The 17512-nt window shown below is 54.6% G+C and carries 11 protein-coding genes; 5 read left to right on the top strand and 6 right to left on the bottom strand.

Annotated elements, in window-relative coordinates:
- Positions 1-156: 156 nt before the first annotated feature.
- The 3 genes from BDD14_RS25805 (at position 157) to BDD14_RS32615 (ending at position 4648) form a co-directional block, all read left to right on the top strand.
- Positions 157-3618: a TonB-dependent receptor gene (locus tag BDD14_RS25805; protein ID WP_130422489.1), complete on the top strand. Its 3462-nt coding sequence runs from the start codon at positions 157-159 to the stop codon at positions 3616-3618.
- Between the two features lie 251 nt (positions 3619-3869).
- Positions 3870-4253, top strand: a complete 384-nt coding sequence (locus tag BDD14_RS25800) for an IS5 family transposase (protein ID WP_130422487.1) — start codon at positions 3870-3872, stop codon at positions 4251-4253.
- Positions 4253-4648 (top strand): hypothetical protein, encoded by a 396-nt coding sequence (locus BDD14_RS32615; protein WP_207231834.1) that lies wholly within the window; start codon positions 4253-4255, stop codon positions 4646-4648. The genes BDD14_RS25800 and BDD14_RS32615 overlap by 1 nt, the downstream gene beginning before the upstream one ends.
- Here BDD14_RS32615 and BDD14_RS25790 read toward each other — a convergent pair.
- The 6 genes from BDD14_RS25790 to BDD14_RS25765 form a co-directional block, all read right to left on the bottom strand.
- Positions 4640-5844, bottom strand: a protein-coding gene (locus BDD14_RS25790) for an IS3 family transposase (RefSeq protein WP_130420958.1) whose coding sequence is annotated in 2 segments (ribosomal slippage) — positions 4640-5577 and positions 5577-5844 — 1206 coding nt in all. Because the reading frame shifts where the segments join, the coding sequence is not laid out codon by codon here. The two genes, BDD14_RS32615 and BDD14_RS25790, sit on opposite strands and share 9 nt — an antisense overlap.
- Before the next feature lie 291 nt (positions 5845-6135).
- Positions 6136-8196: an alpha/beta hydrolase gene (locus BDD14_RS25785; RefSeq protein WP_242618206.1), complete on the bottom strand. Its 2061-nt coding sequence runs from the start codon at positions 8194-8196 to the stop codon at positions 6136-6138.
- Between the two features lie 293 nt (positions 8197-8489).
- Entirely contained in the window at positions 8490-11708 is a 3219-nt protein-coding gene (locus tag BDD14_RS25780) for a TonB-dependent receptor (RefSeq protein ID WP_130422483.1), read from the bottom strand.
- A gap of 236 nt (positions 11709-11944) precedes the next feature.
- Positions 11945-12184, bottom strand: coding sequence for a DDE-type integrase/transposase/recombinase (locus BDD14_RS34725; protein ID WP_207231833.1), 240 nt, complete (start codon positions 12182-12184; stop codon positions 11945-11947).
- Between the two features lie 273 nt (positions 12185-12457).
- Positions 12458-13492 carry a Gfo/Idh/MocA family protein gene (locus BDD14_RS25770; RefSeq protein WP_130422481.1) on the bottom strand — a complete coding sequence of 345 codons (1035 nt, stop codon included), beginning with the start codon at positions 13490-13492 and terminating at the stop codon, positions 12458-12460.
- Positions 13493-13596: 104 nt separating this feature from the next.
- Entirely contained in the window at positions 13597-14679 is a 1083-nt protein-coding gene (locus BDD14_RS25765) for a LacI family DNA-binding transcriptional regulator (protein ID WP_165420252.1), read from the bottom strand.
- Between the two features lie 469 nt (positions 14680-15148).
- Here BDD14_RS25765 and BDD14_RS25760 point away from each other — a divergent pair, with 469 nt between their 5' ends.
- Together BDD14_RS25760 and BDD14_RS25755 are read left to right on the top strand one after the other, a co-directional pair.
- A complete protein-coding gene (locus tag BDD14_RS25760; protein ID WP_130422477.1) occupies positions 15149-15949 on the top strand; it encodes a glucosamine-6-phosphate deaminase in 801 nt (266 codons plus the stop codon).
- A gap of 152 nt (positions 15950-16101) precedes the next feature.
- On the top strand, positions 16102-17418 hold the full coding sequence (locus BDD14_RS25755; protein WP_130422475.1) for an MFS transporter: 1317 nt from the start codon (positions 16102-16104) through the stop codon (positions 17416-17418).
- Positions 17419-17512 lie beyond the last annotated feature (94 nt).

Here is a 17512-nt window from a genome sequence, read left to right as displayed (position 1 = left end):
TGTGCGCCATAAGAACCGCTGCCAGCGGACCCTCGTCAGCGAGTTGGTCGCGACGCCCTTTTTCAGCAGGTTTAGCGTCTAGCTCGCCGGCCTACCGTAGCAACAGGAGAGCCTGTCGGCGTGATCCCTGTGGCGATCTGCCCGGGGGGGTGGCTTATGAGGCGGAAGCTGTTCTGGGTGTTCACCGGAATCCTCTGCTGCTCGACAGTTGCGCTGTGCCAGGTCATCACGGGAAACATCGTTGGGCAGATCACGGATAAGTCTGGCGCTTTAGTTCCGAAGGTCGAGGTCATCATCCGTAATTCAGGCACCGGCGTATCGGTAACAGTGGAAGCGGATGATAGCGGGGCATACTCAGCACCCAACCTGCAGGCTGGGATCTACGATATCTCGCCCAGGAAGCAGGGCTTCAGGGTTGAGACGGTGAAAGGCATCCGGCTTCTGGCGCAGCAAACGGCGCGTCTGGATTTGAAGCTGCAGGTGGGCATCGTACCGCAGAGCATAGAGGTACATGCGCAACCGCAGCTGGTCAACACGGATAGCCAGACGATCAACAGCTCGATTAACCAGCGTCAATTGACGGATCTGCCGACGACCTCGCGGTCGATTGATGGCGTAATGATCCTGGCACCCGGCGTCACCGGCTTCGGTAACGTGAGCAACATCTCCAACCCTCAGATCTCGGGCAGTCATTACTGGGGCAGTACCAACTTCAACCTGAACGGCGTTAGCTTGAATGATTTCGGAAATGGGAGTGCGATGGGCACACACTCCTTCAACCAGGACCAGATCGGCGAGGCGAATCTGCCACCGCCGGACGCTCTCCAGGAATTCAGGGTCGACAGTGGCGGCTTGAACGCGGAATACAAGAACGTCGCTGCCGTTACGCTGGTTCTCAAGCAGGGAACGAACAACTACCACGGTAACGCTTACGAATTCGTAGAGAACACGAGCCTGAACGCGAACTATTTCATGCTGAACGCCACCGGGCAACCGCGGCCAGCATTCCATCGCAACCAGTTCGGCGCCGACTTTGGCGGGCCGATAAAGAAAAACCGGCTGTTCTTTTTCTTTTCGTATAGGGGCATCCGCCAGAGATCAAGCCAGGTCACCAGTTTGAAACTGCCGTCGCAAGCCATGCGCGCCGGAGATTTTTCGGCACTGTGCTCGACCTATGACGCCAACCGGGCTTGCAGCGACCCGAATGGTACGCAACTCTACAATCCTTGGACAGGGCAGCCGTTTGCACGGAATCAGATCCCCTCAGACATGATCACGTCGCAGGCGAAGACGTTGACGCCCTACCTGCCGGCGTTGACCATTCCTTCGCCAGCCCTGCCGAACGGCCCACCGAATTATATCGCTCCAGTCCCCAGCAAGTTTGACGTCAACGGCGTGGACTTTCGGCTGGATGCCCACTTGTCTTCCAGGGATTCCGTCTATGGAACAGTCCACCAATCCTTGGGCGATCCATGGAGTATAAGCTCCGGCACTCCGCCAGACTACGGCAACCAGGAAAGTCGGGGCTACACCCACTACTTGTTCAGCGCCACGGAGACCCACACGTTCAGCTCGACCACTGTAAACGACGTGCGCTGGGCGTGGACCGAGTGGAGGCAGAGCAACAACGGGCAGAATACGAACTTTAACCCGCAGTCGTTGTTCCCCCAGCTACCCGTCATCAATAACGGTGGTCTGCCGACCATGAACATCAGCGGTTACACAGGCATGTGGACAGATAGGGGCCTGGGCTATCCATACCCGGAGTACACCATCCAGATTTCCGACAACTTCTCGCACGTACGCGGGCGGCACACCTTCAAGTTCGGCATGGATGAACAGGGGTACAGGCAAAATGTTCGCCAGGGCGGCCCCAATTTGACCACTCCGCTCGGCAACCCGCTGGGAACTTTCAACTTCAGTGGGCAATGGACCGGCAACCAGGGCTGGCCCAGCCAGCCACGTTCACAAGGTAACGCCTTCGCCGACTTCCTGCTGGGCACGGCGGACTCGTCCAACTACGGCATCGCGCCGACCGATATACAGATCAGTTCACGCATTTGGGAGTTTTACGCGCAGGACACCTGGCAGGCGACGCCCAAACTAACCCTGAACTTCGGCCTGCGGTATATGTACCAGCAGCCCTGGCAGGTTCGCGACGATCGTGTGAGTTACCTGGACCTTAGGAACAACAAGCTCGCGCTGCCGCAGGATTCGCCCACGGTCACGCCGCCGCCGCATTCGTTTCCCGAGCTTCTCACGGCTTATCCGTTCGAGACGACGCAAAACGCTGGTTGGCCTAAGTCATACTACGTACCAGAGAAGAAGAACTTCGGACCGCGATTCGGCTTCGCGTACAGACCCTTTCCCGGCAACAACACAGTGCTGCGGGGCGGCTGGGGTATTTACTACGACACCCTGATTGCCTGGATTGGTCCGTACGAGAACATGTTCAACCCTCCATGGCAACTCGGTGCGACCTTCACCACGCAACTGCCTGGAAATCCAACCGCGCCATTCCTGCCGGACGTGACCTTCAGCAATCCGTTCCCTGCTGCTGTCGAGAATGCTCCTCCCGCGAATACGCTGGTGTATGCGACGGACCGATACATCCAAAATCCGATGCAGCAGCAGTGGAATCTCACCCTCGAACACCAGTTCGGTGAAGATTGGATGGCGCGTGCCACCTATGTCGGCTCGACGACGACGCACGGGTTGTTCTACGCGTCCGACATCAACAAACCGAATGTGCAACAGCCCAATGTGCCGCCGCAGCAGCAGGTGACGTACCAGCCGTGGAGTCAGGTGCTGTACACATACACAGGCGGCTATGGGAAGTTCAACCAGCTTCAACTGGAGTTGCTCAAGCGCTTCAGCAATGGCTTCCAACTACAGGCGGAGTACAACCTCACGAGCAGTCTGGATAACACTCCGATCGCCGGTGGACCGCAGAACCCGTGGAACCCCACGGCCGATTACGGAAACTCCGACGGCTTGCCACGCCAGACGCTTGTCTTCAACTATGTCTACGATCTGCCGGTGGGCCGCGGCAAAAAGCTGCTCGCCCAGAGCAGCCGGCTTGTGGACACACTGCTCGGCGACTGGACCGTATCGGGTATCAGCAAGTATCAGACAGGTGCGCCGTCCTCTGTGACCTTCCTGGTGCCCAGTGGTTACGTCGGGTGGCAAGGTGGACGCGCCGACCGAGTGGCGGGCGCGGACATCTACGCCGGGCAGCAGGATTCGCACGACGTAGTCAATGGCGTGCAGTGGTTTAACACAGCGGCGTTTGCGCCGCCCCAGCCCTGGCAGTATGGCAACTCGGAGCGCAACCTGCTATATGGACCGGGTCTATGGAATTGGGACATCGGCATACGAAAGTTCTTCAGCATTACCGAGACGAGTAAGCTCCAGTTCCGCGCAGACTTCTTAAATGCGTTCAACCACGCCAATCTCGATTTCGGACGCGAGTACCCACAGCAGGGCGGTGGCTCCACAACCGTAATCGCCGACACCCGAGACGGCGGCCTACCGAATCCAAGCTCCGGGAAAATATTCTCCGCCGGTACCCTGCCTGGTCCTCGCGTAATACAGCTGGGACTGAAGTTCGAATTTTGACGCCGTGTCAGACGATCTGGAATCGAGTCAGGCGCTGACAAACTACGGGAAAGTGGCTTCCTCAATCCGCTGTATCAGATCGGCGGCCCGCGCGGTCGATTCAACAGGCGTTCAAGCTTCAGTTTTAGATAGCAGACATGATGCCGCGGTCCACCGCCAGGCAGTCTCGCGCATGTTTCCGTGCGACATTCGGGAGGACACTCGGAAAATAATTGTAACGACTGTGGCGCACCACAAGGCATCAAACGGGTATGTGCCATGCACTTGATTTGACCGATGAACAGTGGAAGATCCTCGACCCGCTAATTCCAAAACCAAAGACAAGACCTGACCGCCGAGGGCGGCCTTGGAAAAGCCGCCGCTCCGTCATGAACGGGATCCTGTGGGTATTGAGGACCGGTGCGCCCTGGGCGGACCTCCCGGACCGATACCCCTCTTTCCAGACCTGCCATAGGCGATTTCAGCAGTGGGTTCGCTGGGGTGTTATGACAAAGATCATGACGGCCCTGGCCTTGAAGCTTACTGCTAAAGGCGGCATCGATGTGCATGAGGCGTTTATCGACGCGACTTTCGCTGCGGCAAAAAAAGGGGGCGCAAGGTCGGAAAAACGAAACGCGGCAAGGGAACAAAGATAATGGCAGTTGCAGATTGTAATGGGCTACCAGTGTCTGTTTGTATTGAAAGCGCAACACCGCATGAAGTGACGCTCGCGACCTCGACGTTATTACAGATGGTTGTTCCCGACCCTCCGCAGAACTTGATCGGCGACAACGCCTACGACTCCGACCGGCTCGACGCTGAGCTGAGCTTCTACGGTATTCAGTTGATCGCCCCACATCGTCGCAACCGCTTTCAAACCTCAGAGCAAGAGGGCGCCGAGATTGTATGCGCCACAATTGAATTCGGCGCCGGAATGCTGAATCCTCTCATCACTTCGTTCCCGGAACTGTTAGTACTTCCGCTTGATTCTCTTCCCGAACTTGCGCCGATGGCTTGCCCGATGTTTTGTACCAATGAGGAGTTAGTGTAGCGCGTTTATCTCTGAGTTCAGATAGCCGCCGTCTGGGGTGTGGAGAAGTGGGAAGCGCGTAGCGGTTTCCACTTCTCCATGCCCCTTGCTTGTTGCGATCATCCGGGCCGCCGGAGCTGGTGGTGTATATCCCAGCGAAGAGTGTGGTCTGACGGTGTTGTAGTGGACGCGCCAGCGTTCTGCCAGCACGCGAAGCTCTTTGATGGAGTAGAAGATCTCTCCGTTGAGGAACTCATCCCGCAGCTTCGAGTTGAAGCTCTCACAGTAGCCGTTCTCCCAGGGAGAGCCCGGTTCGATATACAGTGTCTTTGCTCCTGTGTTCGCCAGCCATTTGCGCAGGTCTTTGGCCACGAACTCGGGCCCATTGTCAGAACGTATGTGCTCGGGAACTCCTTTCCAGACCATGACGTCAGCCAGAGCGCTGATGACCTTGGCCGAACTCCAGCGCCGTTCGGCCCGTATCAGCAGGCACTCCCGGCTGTGCTCGTCGATCAGGTTGAGGATGCGCACACTGCGGCCATCGTGCGTTCGCGCACTCACGAAGTCGTAGCTCCAGACATGGTTCGAGTGTGTCGGCCTGAGCCGCACACACGAGCCATCGTTGAGCCATAACCGCCCTCTCGCCTTCTGCTTCTTTGGTACCTTCAGCCCTTCACGACGCCAGATGCGTTCGACTCGGTCCTTGCCGACCTGCCAGCCGGCTCGCTGGAGTAGCGCCGTGATCCGGCGATACCCATAGCGGCCATACTGGCTGGTAAGGGTAACAATGGCCCGAGTCAGAGCATCCTCGTCTTCACGCTGTGTCGGCCGGTAGCGCTGCGTGCCCCTGGGTTGCCCCAACAGAAGGCACGCATGCCGCTCACTGACTCCATGCTCGCAGGCACGGTTGACCGCATTGCGCCGTCGTTCAGGGCTTAGAAGTTTCCCGAGGCGATGTCCTTCAACACAAGCTTGTCCAGGCTCAACTCAGCGACCAACCGTTTCAGCTTCGCGTTCTCCTGCTCAAGCTCCTTCAACCGCTTCGCCTGATCCACCTGCAGACCGCCATACTCCTTGCGCCAACGGAAGTACGTCTGCTCCACGATTTCCGCTTCCTTGCACGCCTGCGCTGTCGTCTTCCCGTTCGCCACTGCCACTTCAATCTGACGGAGCAGGTTCACCACCTGCTCTGGCTGATACCTCTTACCTCGTGCCATATGCTCTCCTCGTTCCAGTGTGTCTCTTAGTCACTGGTACAAAGCAAGCCGGGCACTCCAATGCATGACTGCTGCATGAGGCAGGCTATGGAAGTATGGAAATCGCTGCGCGATTCCCACACTCCCACAGCCGCGACAACGACGGGAAATGTTCCCTCAACCCCACCGCTTATGGGATACGGATTCTGAGGGCAACGTCACCTCACTGCGACCACTTTACCTATTTGCACCAGAGCCCGGATTCGGTAGTTCATCTCCAGTAAGAGATTCCTCGAATTGCTAAGAGTCGCTTCAGCTATGTTTCAGCCAATCGACATACACCTCGCTATCGTTCTCCACTGTGGTCCGTGTGAGGAATCCTTTGAGGGCAGGCGATGCCGCAGATACCCTCTGCGAATAACATTCACGCACCGCGGACTCCGACAAAACTGCACCCTTCGCATCCACCGCGTCTATCATCCACACTGGGCGCGGATAGATCGCGGCTGTAATATCTGGGATATCGAAGTGTTGCAGAATGCCCGGCACAAACCAATCGAGAGCAAGTACATAGTCCTCTAAATCCACAACCGAATTATACGTAGCGAGTGTCTGGCTGGTGAGAATAGATCGAACACGTTCATCCAGCATCGTGGCCATCAGAGCTGCCAAGCCCGCGGACCCTTTCCCCAGAATTCGAATCTGCGACGCATCGACATCGGACCGCGACTTGAGATAATCCAGGGTCCGCAGGATATCCCAGACTCGCTGACCGATAACCGGGCTTCCCAGAACCAGGTTTGCCCATGCGAATCTGTCCTCAAGCTGCATCCCTCTATAAAATCTTGGTCCGCTCTTCGGAGGCCGAGGAGTGGAAAGCCCCATCCCGCGCATGTTGATCGCGCATATCGCGTTGCCATGGTTGAATATCTCATCGAGTAAACCCGGTTCGGCCACTGCCTCATCTGCCAGCCCGTCGCTTATATAGAGGACTGTTGGACGCACCGCCGCTCCCTCTTTCGGTCGAACAAACCAGCCCTCAATACGAATGCCAGGCTCGGATTCAAATTGAATCTCGTCGATGCGCAGTTTCCTTCCAAGATCTGAGGAGAGGGTGTGAGCATTAAGGGGAGTTCGTTGAGACGGAAGAGCCAACAACTTAGTGAGCTGCGCACGAACTTGCTCCCGAGCTGAAGATGGATCGGCGCCTTGAATGCTGAAAAGGCTAGGGGGCACGAATTCTTTGGCGCGGTCGCGATTGAGTTGGACGATGGACCGCCCCCCGAGTGACGTCAAAACCTGGCCGGTAGTTGTACAATTGAGCGCCGCATCTGGAGATGCATCGAAATCCGCCTCCTCCACGCCAGCATCGATCTTTTCAAACCACCGATTGAACCAGCCATACATCGCGCGACGCGAGAAGAAGTCGAGCTGATGTGGAAGGTGTCCCGCAACGAGTTCCACCTTGTTTTTGGCTCCAAGGATTCCATAGACTCGCAACAGTTCATCGTAATTTTCCTTGGTCGCTTCCTCATAGACAGGAGAATAGGTTTGCCCCTGGTCGTGAACCGTGTAACACATGAGGAGCGGCTTGGGAGCAAAGGCAGCCAGCAGGTCGCCCCGATCAAGACCTAACGGAAGGCTTCCCACCATGTTCTGTTCGGCATCAGCGATCGCTCCCGGCGGATCATAGTTCGGTCCTGCCATATTCTCGTAGTTTCCCTCAACTGCGACCGCTACCTGAATTCTAGGATCGAGAGCGGCCAAATACATTGTCATGGTAGCTCCTCCCGAATGACCAGCACAGCCTATGCGTTGCGGATCCACCTCGGAACGGCTGAGAAGATAGTCAAGAGATCGAATTCCGTCCCACACCCGGTATCGCGCGAAGGCGCTGCCAAGAAGAACCATCGGTCGTCCGGCCTGAAGATGCTCGGACGAGTAGCGAGAACGATTTGTATTACTCAGAAGATATTGCATTCTTTCGCCCTGACCGAATGGGTCATAGGCAAGCACGGCATAGCCCTTCCTGGCAAGGTTTTGAAAAGAGTATTGATAACTTCGGTATGCTTTCCCTTTGTCAGTATGTCCGAGTGGCGCTAATATCCCAGGATAGGGTGGTTTGCTCGTCGTTGGAAGATACAGGTTCGCCGTAACATATACCCCCGGCATACTCTCAAAGACAAGCTTTTCAATGCGATATCCGCTCCGATTGAGAACGCCCGTAGTGTGGACGTTTAACGGTGTTTCCTCGGGTCGGCCACCTAGAATATCCCAGAGCTGAGCGCGGACTGTGGCCGATCGATCCACGATCTGCTCTTTCGATTGAATCCTGGCCAAGATGGCCTTTCTGGAAGCCGCAGCCTGATTCATTTTCTTCGTGATGGAGTTAGGCCAGTCGTTCCAAAAATCCCTTCTGAATCGAGGAATTTGCTCTTCATCGCCAACCCCTCCCGACATCGACGTAAGGGCGGCGGACCAATTAAATCCAATAGCGGACTTGGCTGCAGCAGTTACATTTCCCACTAAGAAAGTTCGACGGGTCACCATATAGAAATAGAATGTTTAGCTTTCTGGACCATTCGAAGGTCCGATATTCGAGTCTCGCGCGAATAGCTAACTTCTAGCGCAGGAAGTAGGGTCATCACCAATGCGACCGACACAGCCTAAAAACTATACTTGAGAGCGAACTGAAGAATTCTCGGATCACTCGCCATCGAAATCGTTCCGTTGGCCTTCGAAGATACGGTTGCAGTCGGATTGGAGAAGTTGACCCTATTCGCCAGATTGAAGGATTCTGCTCTGAATTGTAGAAATTGTGTTTCAAAGGGCAGCTTGAACGTTCTCGCTATAGAGAGGTCCACGGCGGAGTATCCCGGTCCCACAAGAAAATCGCGCCCCGTATTGCCAAATGTGCCAACTGCGTTCATGGCGAAAGCGGCGGTATTGAAGAATTCTTTCGCCTTTTGGGCATGGCTGCGACCTCCCGGCAGATGCGGATTTCCAATAAGATCAGCCCGATCCAAGCCGATTCCACTCGTGGAATTGTCAACACCGGAAAGGACAGAGAACGGTTCTCCACTATGAAGATTCAGAATTCCATTTATCTCCCAGCTGCTCAAGACTCTGTTTGCGAACGCCCATCCGAGATGCGTTGACGGCAGGTCCCATACGAACGACCCCTTGACCTGGTTCGTGACATTGAACGTACAAGGGCCGTAATCATGCGATGGATTAGGCGTGGAATAGGCATCCGCATCAAAGAATGCTTCTTCGCTTTCATCCATACATTTTGACCAGCGGTAGCCCATCAGAAATGAGAGCCCGTGCGCCGTCTGCTTTTGCAATGAGACCGTCAGAGATTCGAAGTTGGCCACCCCAACATTCTGGCCGAGAGCGAGGCCCTGAAAACTCGCTCCCATGGGTCTGCGGATATTGTAATTTGCGACATTTTGCTGCTGTGTCTCAGCAGGATTGTAGATCGCCGCGTTGCCCTCGACCGAGCCAAATAGATGGTCTGAAGCTTGGCCCTCATACGCGAAGCGCATTATCGAGCCATGCAGGAGCTGCTGCTCCAGTGTGAGATTCCATTGTTCGATTGTGGGAGCTTTCATCCCAAGCGTGAAAGGATTGGCTGCCATCGGTATCTGAAAAGGCGTGTTTTTGGGGGCAGGACCAGGTGGCAAAGGAAACGGATTGACGTGCCCTTGATAAGGGTTTTCCATGCTGGCCGGATTCGTGAAGGTCACGTTGGTGTTGAATGGGCTGAAGTTAGGATTGATTGTATTAGCCGTCATCTGGTCCTGGTACATCCCAAAGCCGCCTCTCAGACTCGTCCTCCCATTTCCAAAGACATCGAGCGCAAAGCCCACCCTGGGATCAAAGAGGTGGTAGTTGGAGTCAACCACACGCGACGGGACCCTGGGATCGCCAGCCAATAACAGTCCCGGAGCAAGGGTGGGATACTGGGAGGAGTGAATGCCGGCCGCGTACGCAGCGGGACTGAAAATCGCCTCTTCATGATATGCCGAGTCGAAGACAGGAACAAAGGGATTCCATCTAACACCGAGCGTAAGCGTCAAGCGCGGGTTGGCCTTCCAGGTGTCGACAAAATAGAGGGCAGGGAGTGTTCTTGATGGAACGATGTAAAATGACGCCTGCTGGCTAAAGGTAGAGGGCTTGCCAAGCAGAAAGTCCAGCCCATTGTCTCCGGACAGCGCGCTGCTAAAGATGAAATTTCCCTCTCCGTGATAATCCTGACTCTTTACCACTTTACTTTGCAGGATGTCGCCCCCAAACTCCAAGGTGTGCGCTCCCTTAACCCAGGTCCACTGATTCCCTACTCCACCCTCTGTCGCAGGAAGGGCATAAACTCCGTCCCAGAACTTTGAGAAGTAATTGTTGATGGTGAGAAAAAAACTGCTTTGGCCCGGGCTCACCATATTAGGAATATTCGCCCCTAGGCCGGTCCAGCCGGTAAATCCGGGGGGCGACGTCCAGCTCCCTCCACGGCGACTCATAGCAGCTACGAATGTTGTCGTCAGATTTGGATTGAATATATACGTGGTATTCACAACCGCAAACTGACTTAGCCAGTTTTTGTTCTCAACTGCTGTCAGCAGGTTTCCTTGGGTTGAGGTTGACGGCTGCTGTAAACCATCATAGATATAGCTTGCGTACATGCGCAGATTCTGGTTAATGTTTTCATCCACGCGCACTACGAATTGCTTGTCGTTTTGGACCAGTCGAGATAGATACTGGACGATTCCGGTGCCTGGTGCACCAATCGGCACGAGAGCCAGAACTTTAGCGGCAATTGGGTCAAACAGTTTCGTTGGAATCTGATTTCCTGGAAAGGGCTGTCCGGTGGACGGATTGATCAACTGCTGTGAGTCGGATGAGAAGTCTCCGTTCCGCTCCGCGGCCGTCCACACAATTGCGGAGTTTATCGGATTCTGTCTAATCGTTGTCCCCTGATAGGAAAAGAACGCGAATGTCTTGTCTTTGCGAATAGGTCCGCCGAATGTACCGCCAAACTGATTCCGCTTCAGGCCATCCTGAACTGGCGAGAAGTAGTTTCGGCCGTTCAGGGCGCTGTTGCGCAGGAATTCGAAGAGCTGTCCGTGAAACTGATTTGTGCCGCCACGCGTTACAGCATTCATCACGCCACCACCGCGGCCTGCGAATTTCGCACTGTAGACACTGGTGTCGAAACTGAATTCCTGGATTGCATCCGGATTCGGAAACACGTTGGCGATCTGAGTTAGCACATCCTCATTCAATGCACCATCCAGGTAATAGGACGTAGAAGCACCACGTCCACCGCTCGCACCCGCATAGTTGTTGGCTTGGTCCGGACGCGATGCGTTCTGTTGATAGCCGCTGGAAGATGTTGGACCGACATCCGGGGCAAGCTGCATGAGCTGCAGTACGTTGCGGCCGTTGAGCGGCAACTGCTGCGTCATTTTGTTGTCAATGGAGGTGGAGACGGTCGGTGACTGAAGGTTAATCATCTCCGAAGCAGCCTCAACGATGACGCTCTGAGAAACGGCCCCAACGGGAAGCACGGCATTTACCGTCGCGCGCTGGCCAACAGTAACGATGAGGCCATTTTGTCCATACGATTGAAATCCGTCCTTGGAGAAAATCAGGCGATAGGTATCGGGCGCGAGCCCCGTAAGTGCGTAATCGCCTTGCCCGTCGGTTTCGGCATGAATTATCACGCCGGTCGTACTATCAGTCGCTGTCACGAGAGCGTTTGGAATCGCTGATCCAGTAGAGTCGGTAACTCTACCGGTAAGCGTTGCAGACGTGAGCTGTCCAAGCAAGACGGAAGGGAAAATAGTCGAAAAAACAAGTAGCAAAACGGCAAGGCGAAAGCTCATTTTGTCTCCAAAGCGATGTCTATCCGGTCCATCTGACTGATTGATATTCGTGACATTAGTACAGCAGACTATCTACGTCAAGAGAAAATTTTCATGAATTTAATTATTTATTTCCCATCCGAAAGCCTTACTTGATCAGGGCGCCAAGCTAAGTGGCACTCTTGAAGCATTGGCGGGGGAGAAATCGAAAAGGAAAATACAGGAGAATCGACCTTGCGCCTCGGGTCGACAACCGTCTATCCACGCGCGATGTACAGACCAAAAGTGACAGGAAAGGAAAGCCCAGGTACGCACCGCGGGCGAGGAGCTTTTGCGTAAGAGGCATTGACCGCTGCTAAATCCGGCTTCGGACTCAACCGGAAGTCGGCGGGATTCCATCGGCGGTCGACTGCGCAATACAGGTAAACCCAGCGACCACGGACCCTCGGGTACGTCTCGTCAAGACGCCACGGGCTATCGTTTGCGTGCGGAACCATTCCGGCCGGACATAGCGCTGCACCCAGCGCATGATCGGGGGGGTGTGCGCAACATGCACCCGCATTCAGCCATCATCTCGATCTGATCACGGAGGCTGAGTCTGTATCGTAGATACCAGTACACACAGGATAATGATCTCGCGATCAAAATGTCGTCCGCAAACAGCTCTTCAGGCCTTTCAGGTTGCCATTTAACGGGGCCTCAATGCCTCAATCCACTCTCTAAGCGGTTCCAGCCTGCTGTGCCCCAAAGCCACTCAAACTATGCGCGCCTCAGTCACTCCTAAATGCGACCGAAGCAATCTCCAGTTTCCGCTTTTCTAGACAAGAGCTGTAGATGCTTCTCACTAGTTGCAGCGCGCGGAACCCATCCGTCGCAGAGCACGATGGGGCACGCCCTGTCTTGCAAGCTTCTCCAAAATCCAAGAACTGCCGTTCGAAGGGCGCTAAAGAGATCGCCATCGGATCCGACGCCCCAGAGACACCCTGTCGTTCTATCGGGGCAGCACATCCAGAGTCATCCTGAACATCCCACGTCGTTAGTTTGTCGCCAGTGATGACGGCAGTCCCCTTCGTCCCGTGAATCTCGAGTCTCTCGGGGTACCCCGGCCACAACGACGTCGAAGCCTGAATTACACCCGTGGCTCCAGAGGAATAGTGAAGTAGAGCACTTATTGAGTCCTCGGATTCAATCCTATGTAGGGCCCCGAGCTGCCAATATGCAAAGACCTCGTCCACCGCGCCGATCAGGTATAAAAGCAGATCAATCTGATGGATTCCTTGATTGATCAGTGCCCCGCCACCCTCGCCGGCCCAACTTCCTTTGACCGGCCTGCTGTAGTATTCGGCGGATCGATACCACTTTACATAGGCGTCAGCCTGCAAAATCTTCCCCAACCGCCCATCGGATATGGCCTGCTTCAAAAACAGCACCGAGTCGTCGAAGCGATGCTGGCTCACAACTCCCAATTGAATACCGGCGTCACGAGCAAGAACGATCATCCGCTCGGCAGTCTCCAGGTTGATCGCGATCGGTTTTTGTACAAGAACATGTTTCTTATTTAGGGCGCACAGTTCGACAACCGGCAGCCGATAGCCTGGCAACGTACATACATCGACGTAGTCTACCTGCGGATGACGACAGAGTTGCTCAACCGTCGGGACAAATTCTGCGCCAGTCGCATCAGAAAATTTCTGCCCGGTAACAGCGGTGGCATTCGTGCACACTGTGATCTCATACCCAATATTCCTGTAGGCCTGTGCATGTTTGGAGGCGATCGCTCCTGTTCCGACTATTCCAACTCGCACTCCTTGCCTCCCTATTGCAGATACGCCGCTCGTGGGCCACCAAAGGAGAGCCTCCCGACACCTTTGGCCGGGAGATCCTTCTTCTGGGCCTTACGAGGGGATGTTCACCTGATCGTAACTCTTCGCGGCGCTTCGTCGAACGCCATGTGTTGAGTGGTAAAAATCGAGCGACACGAATCTCTCTTGATAAATTCCGTAGGGATTGTGACGCGCTGTGGGGCTTGATCTGGTTTGGCGACGCGATTGAGAATCATCTCCACCATTTGCTTTCCCAACTGCTCAGGAAATTCGCGAATCGTGGTTAGACTCGGATAGAGCAACGCGCCAATAGTGTCGTCACAACCCGCAACGCTGATGTCGTCGGGAATTCTCAGTCCACTGTCGCGTGATGCTTTATAAACACCGTGTGCCGTCTGATCGTTGCCAGCAAAGATTGCGGTGACGGGTTCGCCGTGGGCCAGCAAAGACTTGGTGCCGAGATATCCGATTTCGGTGTCATCTTCTGAGTCGATACTGCTGTGAACCGGAGCCAGGCCAGCCTCCTCCATCGCGCGGAGGTAACCCGCGAAGCATCGCGCAAACCACGGCAGGCGGATATTACCCACAAAACCGATGTGACGATGCCCCAGACTGATCAGATATCTGGTCATGTCCTGGCCGCCTTGCGTCTCGTCAGAAAAGATCACATCACTTTTGGAGTCCTGCGGCTCCCCGATGACGTTGTTTCCCAAGACTACATAGGGAATCCCCTTGTGGTCCAATAAGTCGATAAGATTTGCAGAATTTGTCCCAGCTAGAATCACTGCCCGAACAATGTCGCGGCGCTGCACCACCTTCGGCAGGTGCAACTCATCCCAATTAGCGTTCGGCGAATAATTGAAGGAGAGAAAAATCATGTCCCACCCATGCGTCGCGCAACACGTCTCTGCACCGTGCAGAACTCGCGAGTGAAACGCGTGCAGCATCGCGCGATTACTGAGGAGGAAGGCCAGGGCTTTGGTTTTATTACGTTGTGAAAGGTCGACATTTAGCATCGCCGCCGCATTCATGACAGTCTTTTGAATGTCTGGATCTACGCGACTGCTTCCGTTTAGCACCCGGGAAACGGTAGGAATGCTGACATTCGCCGCGGCTGCGATTTCTCGGAGTCCAGTTTTGATTTTTTGAGGTTTTATATTCTTCTTCATATCGACAGAACCTGCAGATTTACCTACAAGCATTTCGCACCAGCCTCAGGGATTATATACAATCTGAAAAATTTCTGGTCGAGAAGAAACAATTTAGCGAGTGCTCGTTTTTATCTGTCAATCGCTGGAAAACCTCTATTTGCCCAGCCGACCTCCCGATGGGCGATGCCGTCGACGCGGTTCCGGTGGGAGTCCGAACCGGACTTGGACACTAATCAGCATCATTTCGATCTATTTTCTTCTATTATTGTTGTTTTATCTCAATTGCAGGAAAATTTTCTTGACATCATCCGCGTGATCACGTATCAAAATTTAGGACTGGCCTAACGACGCTTTCTATATATGGGCACACCGGGAAAGCGAGGAATGGGCAGGCCCTTACTAAATGGTAGGTAACCAACCTAGCTCCTTTGGGAGCAAGACCGAGTCAATGATGTTGTACGACCTATCTTCGAGAGGAGTTTCTAGTATGGATATCAAAAGCGCGGAAGTTCAGCAGTTCAAGGTGGGGGCAATGAAGTTAGAGATCTACCCCACTCGCGAGTTGATGGGCGATGCAGCGGCTCGAGCCGCTGCAGAAGCATTAAAGGATCTGGGCCGAAGCAACGAGATTATCGCAGCAATTTTTGCCACGGGTGCCTCGCAGCTCGATACTCTGGAGTCACTGACGAAAATAGAGGGGTTGCCTTGGGACCAAGTACGCGGTTTCCACCTAGACGAGTACATAGGACTGCCGGTCGATCATTTGGCGTCTTTCCGTGGCTACCTTCGTAGGTACTTAACATCGAAGGTGCGGATGAAAGAATTCTTTGAGGTGGATGGGACCGCCTCCGATCCTGAGCAGGTGTGCCGCTTCTATGCCGAGAAACTTCGCTCCTCGGAACCGCAACTATGTTTGCTCGGGATTGGAGAAAACGGACACCTGGCCTTCAATGATCCCGGTGTTGCAGATTTTGATGACCCCGCAGATGTAAAAATTGTCCACTTGGACGCCGCATGCCGAAAGCAGCAGGCGGCGGAAGGTTGGTTCAACACTACCGAAGACGTTCCGGAGTTCGCTATCTCGCTCACGATTCCAACAATGCTTCGGGTTCCAAAACTGATTGTATCGGTACCTGGAAGCCGCAAGGCCGAAATTATGCGGAGGACTCTCGAGGAAGCTATCTCTACCGAGTGCCCCGCTACTATCCTCCGCACACATCCAGATGTCACCGTCTATCTGGACAGAGATTCCGCCGCTCAATTAGGTGAATTAATACCATACAGCTGAGAGCGAATGTCGCGCTAAGAGGGATGTTCCCCGTGTTAGTGAATAAGTCCACTGGGAAATGTTGCTTCCAGATTACGCTGTCCTGAAATGCTGTCTGCGCAAATAGGGCGCGGAGCACGCGTCCACGATTTTGTGCCAAGGGGTGACACAAGATGGCCACACGGGGCCTCAATCAGCAACCAATTCTTCCCGTACCGCAGAAAATGCGTGCGGGAAGAACACGATGGTGGATAGTATGGACACTCTTTTGTTCTACAGCTATCAATTACATCAGTCGCCAGACATTCTCCGTATTGTCGCCGGTGATAGCGGCGCAGTATCACCTTACTCATACGGATCTGGCAAAGATTATCGGCGCCTTTCAGCTCTCCTATGCCATTACCTGGCTGATCGGAGGTATCTTCCTGGATGCTGTGGGTACTCGGATCGGCTTGATTGCAGCGGTGGTCTGGTGGTCCCTGGTGAATATGTTGATGGGATTTGCCAGCTCTGTTTCGGGCTTTGTCGCTTTTCGATTCATGTTAGGCATTGGAGAAGGCCTGAACTGGCCAGGAGCCAGCAAGACCGTTGCGGAGTGGTTCCCCAGTGAGGAGCGCAGTGTAGCAGTAGCAATCTTTGACAGCGGCTCCAGTGTGGGAGGGGCCCTGGCGGCGCTGATCATACCGTGGATAGCCCTGGCATTTGGCTGGAGATGGTCGTTTGTCTTTTCGGGAGTGCTCGGCTTCCTTTGGCTATTTGCCTGGTTGCGTATCTACCATCCACTCGATCGTCACCCGCGCGTGAAGCCCCAAGAGGTCGCCCTCATCCGTGCAGGGCAGGAGATGGCTTCTCAGTCGCCGGATAAAGGCGTTCAGCGGTGGCTTCGCCTGGCGGGTAATCGCAATGTGTGGGGTATCGTACTGGGTCGTGCCCTTACTGATCCGATTTGGTGGTTCTATGTCTTCTGGTTGCCGCAGTATCTAAGTGATGCTCGTGGCTTTAGCCTGAAGCAAATCGCGATCTTTGCTTGGATGCCGTTTGTTGCCGCGGATCTGGGGAATTTCACAGGTGGGCTGATATCCGGTTACTGTATTCGTCGCGGAGTCTCTATCATTCGCGCTCGTACCTGGGTGTGTGCTGTGAGTTGTCTGCCGATCCTCGCAGGTATTCCCGCGGCCCGCGTCCACAGCGTTTACGCCGCCCTGGCGCTGATTTGCGTGGCCCTATGGGGTTACGCCAGTTGGTCCACCATGGGCTTGACCTTACCGTCAGACTTGTTTCCCCAGGATGTAGTCGCCACGGTAACAGGACTTAGTGGGCTCGCGGCTGGGATCGCTAGTGTCGCCTTTACCTTTATCGTAGGTATCACTGTCGATCGATTTTCCTATGGACCAGCATTTCTAGCGGCGGGCCTTTTGCCTCTGGTTGCCACCGCTTGTTTATTCTTATTCATTCGTAAGCCTGATGCGGGAGCTGTCAACCTGAACTAGGAAAGATCGACGCCGAGAACTCAGGTTTTCGAAATGAACGCCGTCGATTCCTGGGCTCTGGTGCAAATATTGATGTGTGCATGCCGAGGCAACT

This window comes from Edaphobacter modestus, from assembly GCF_004217555.1.
Lineage (GTDB): Bacteria > Acidobacteriota > Terriglobia > Terriglobales > Acidobacteriaceae > Edaphobacter > Edaphobacter modestus.
This window is presented reverse-complemented; position numbering and strand designations above follow the sequence as displayed.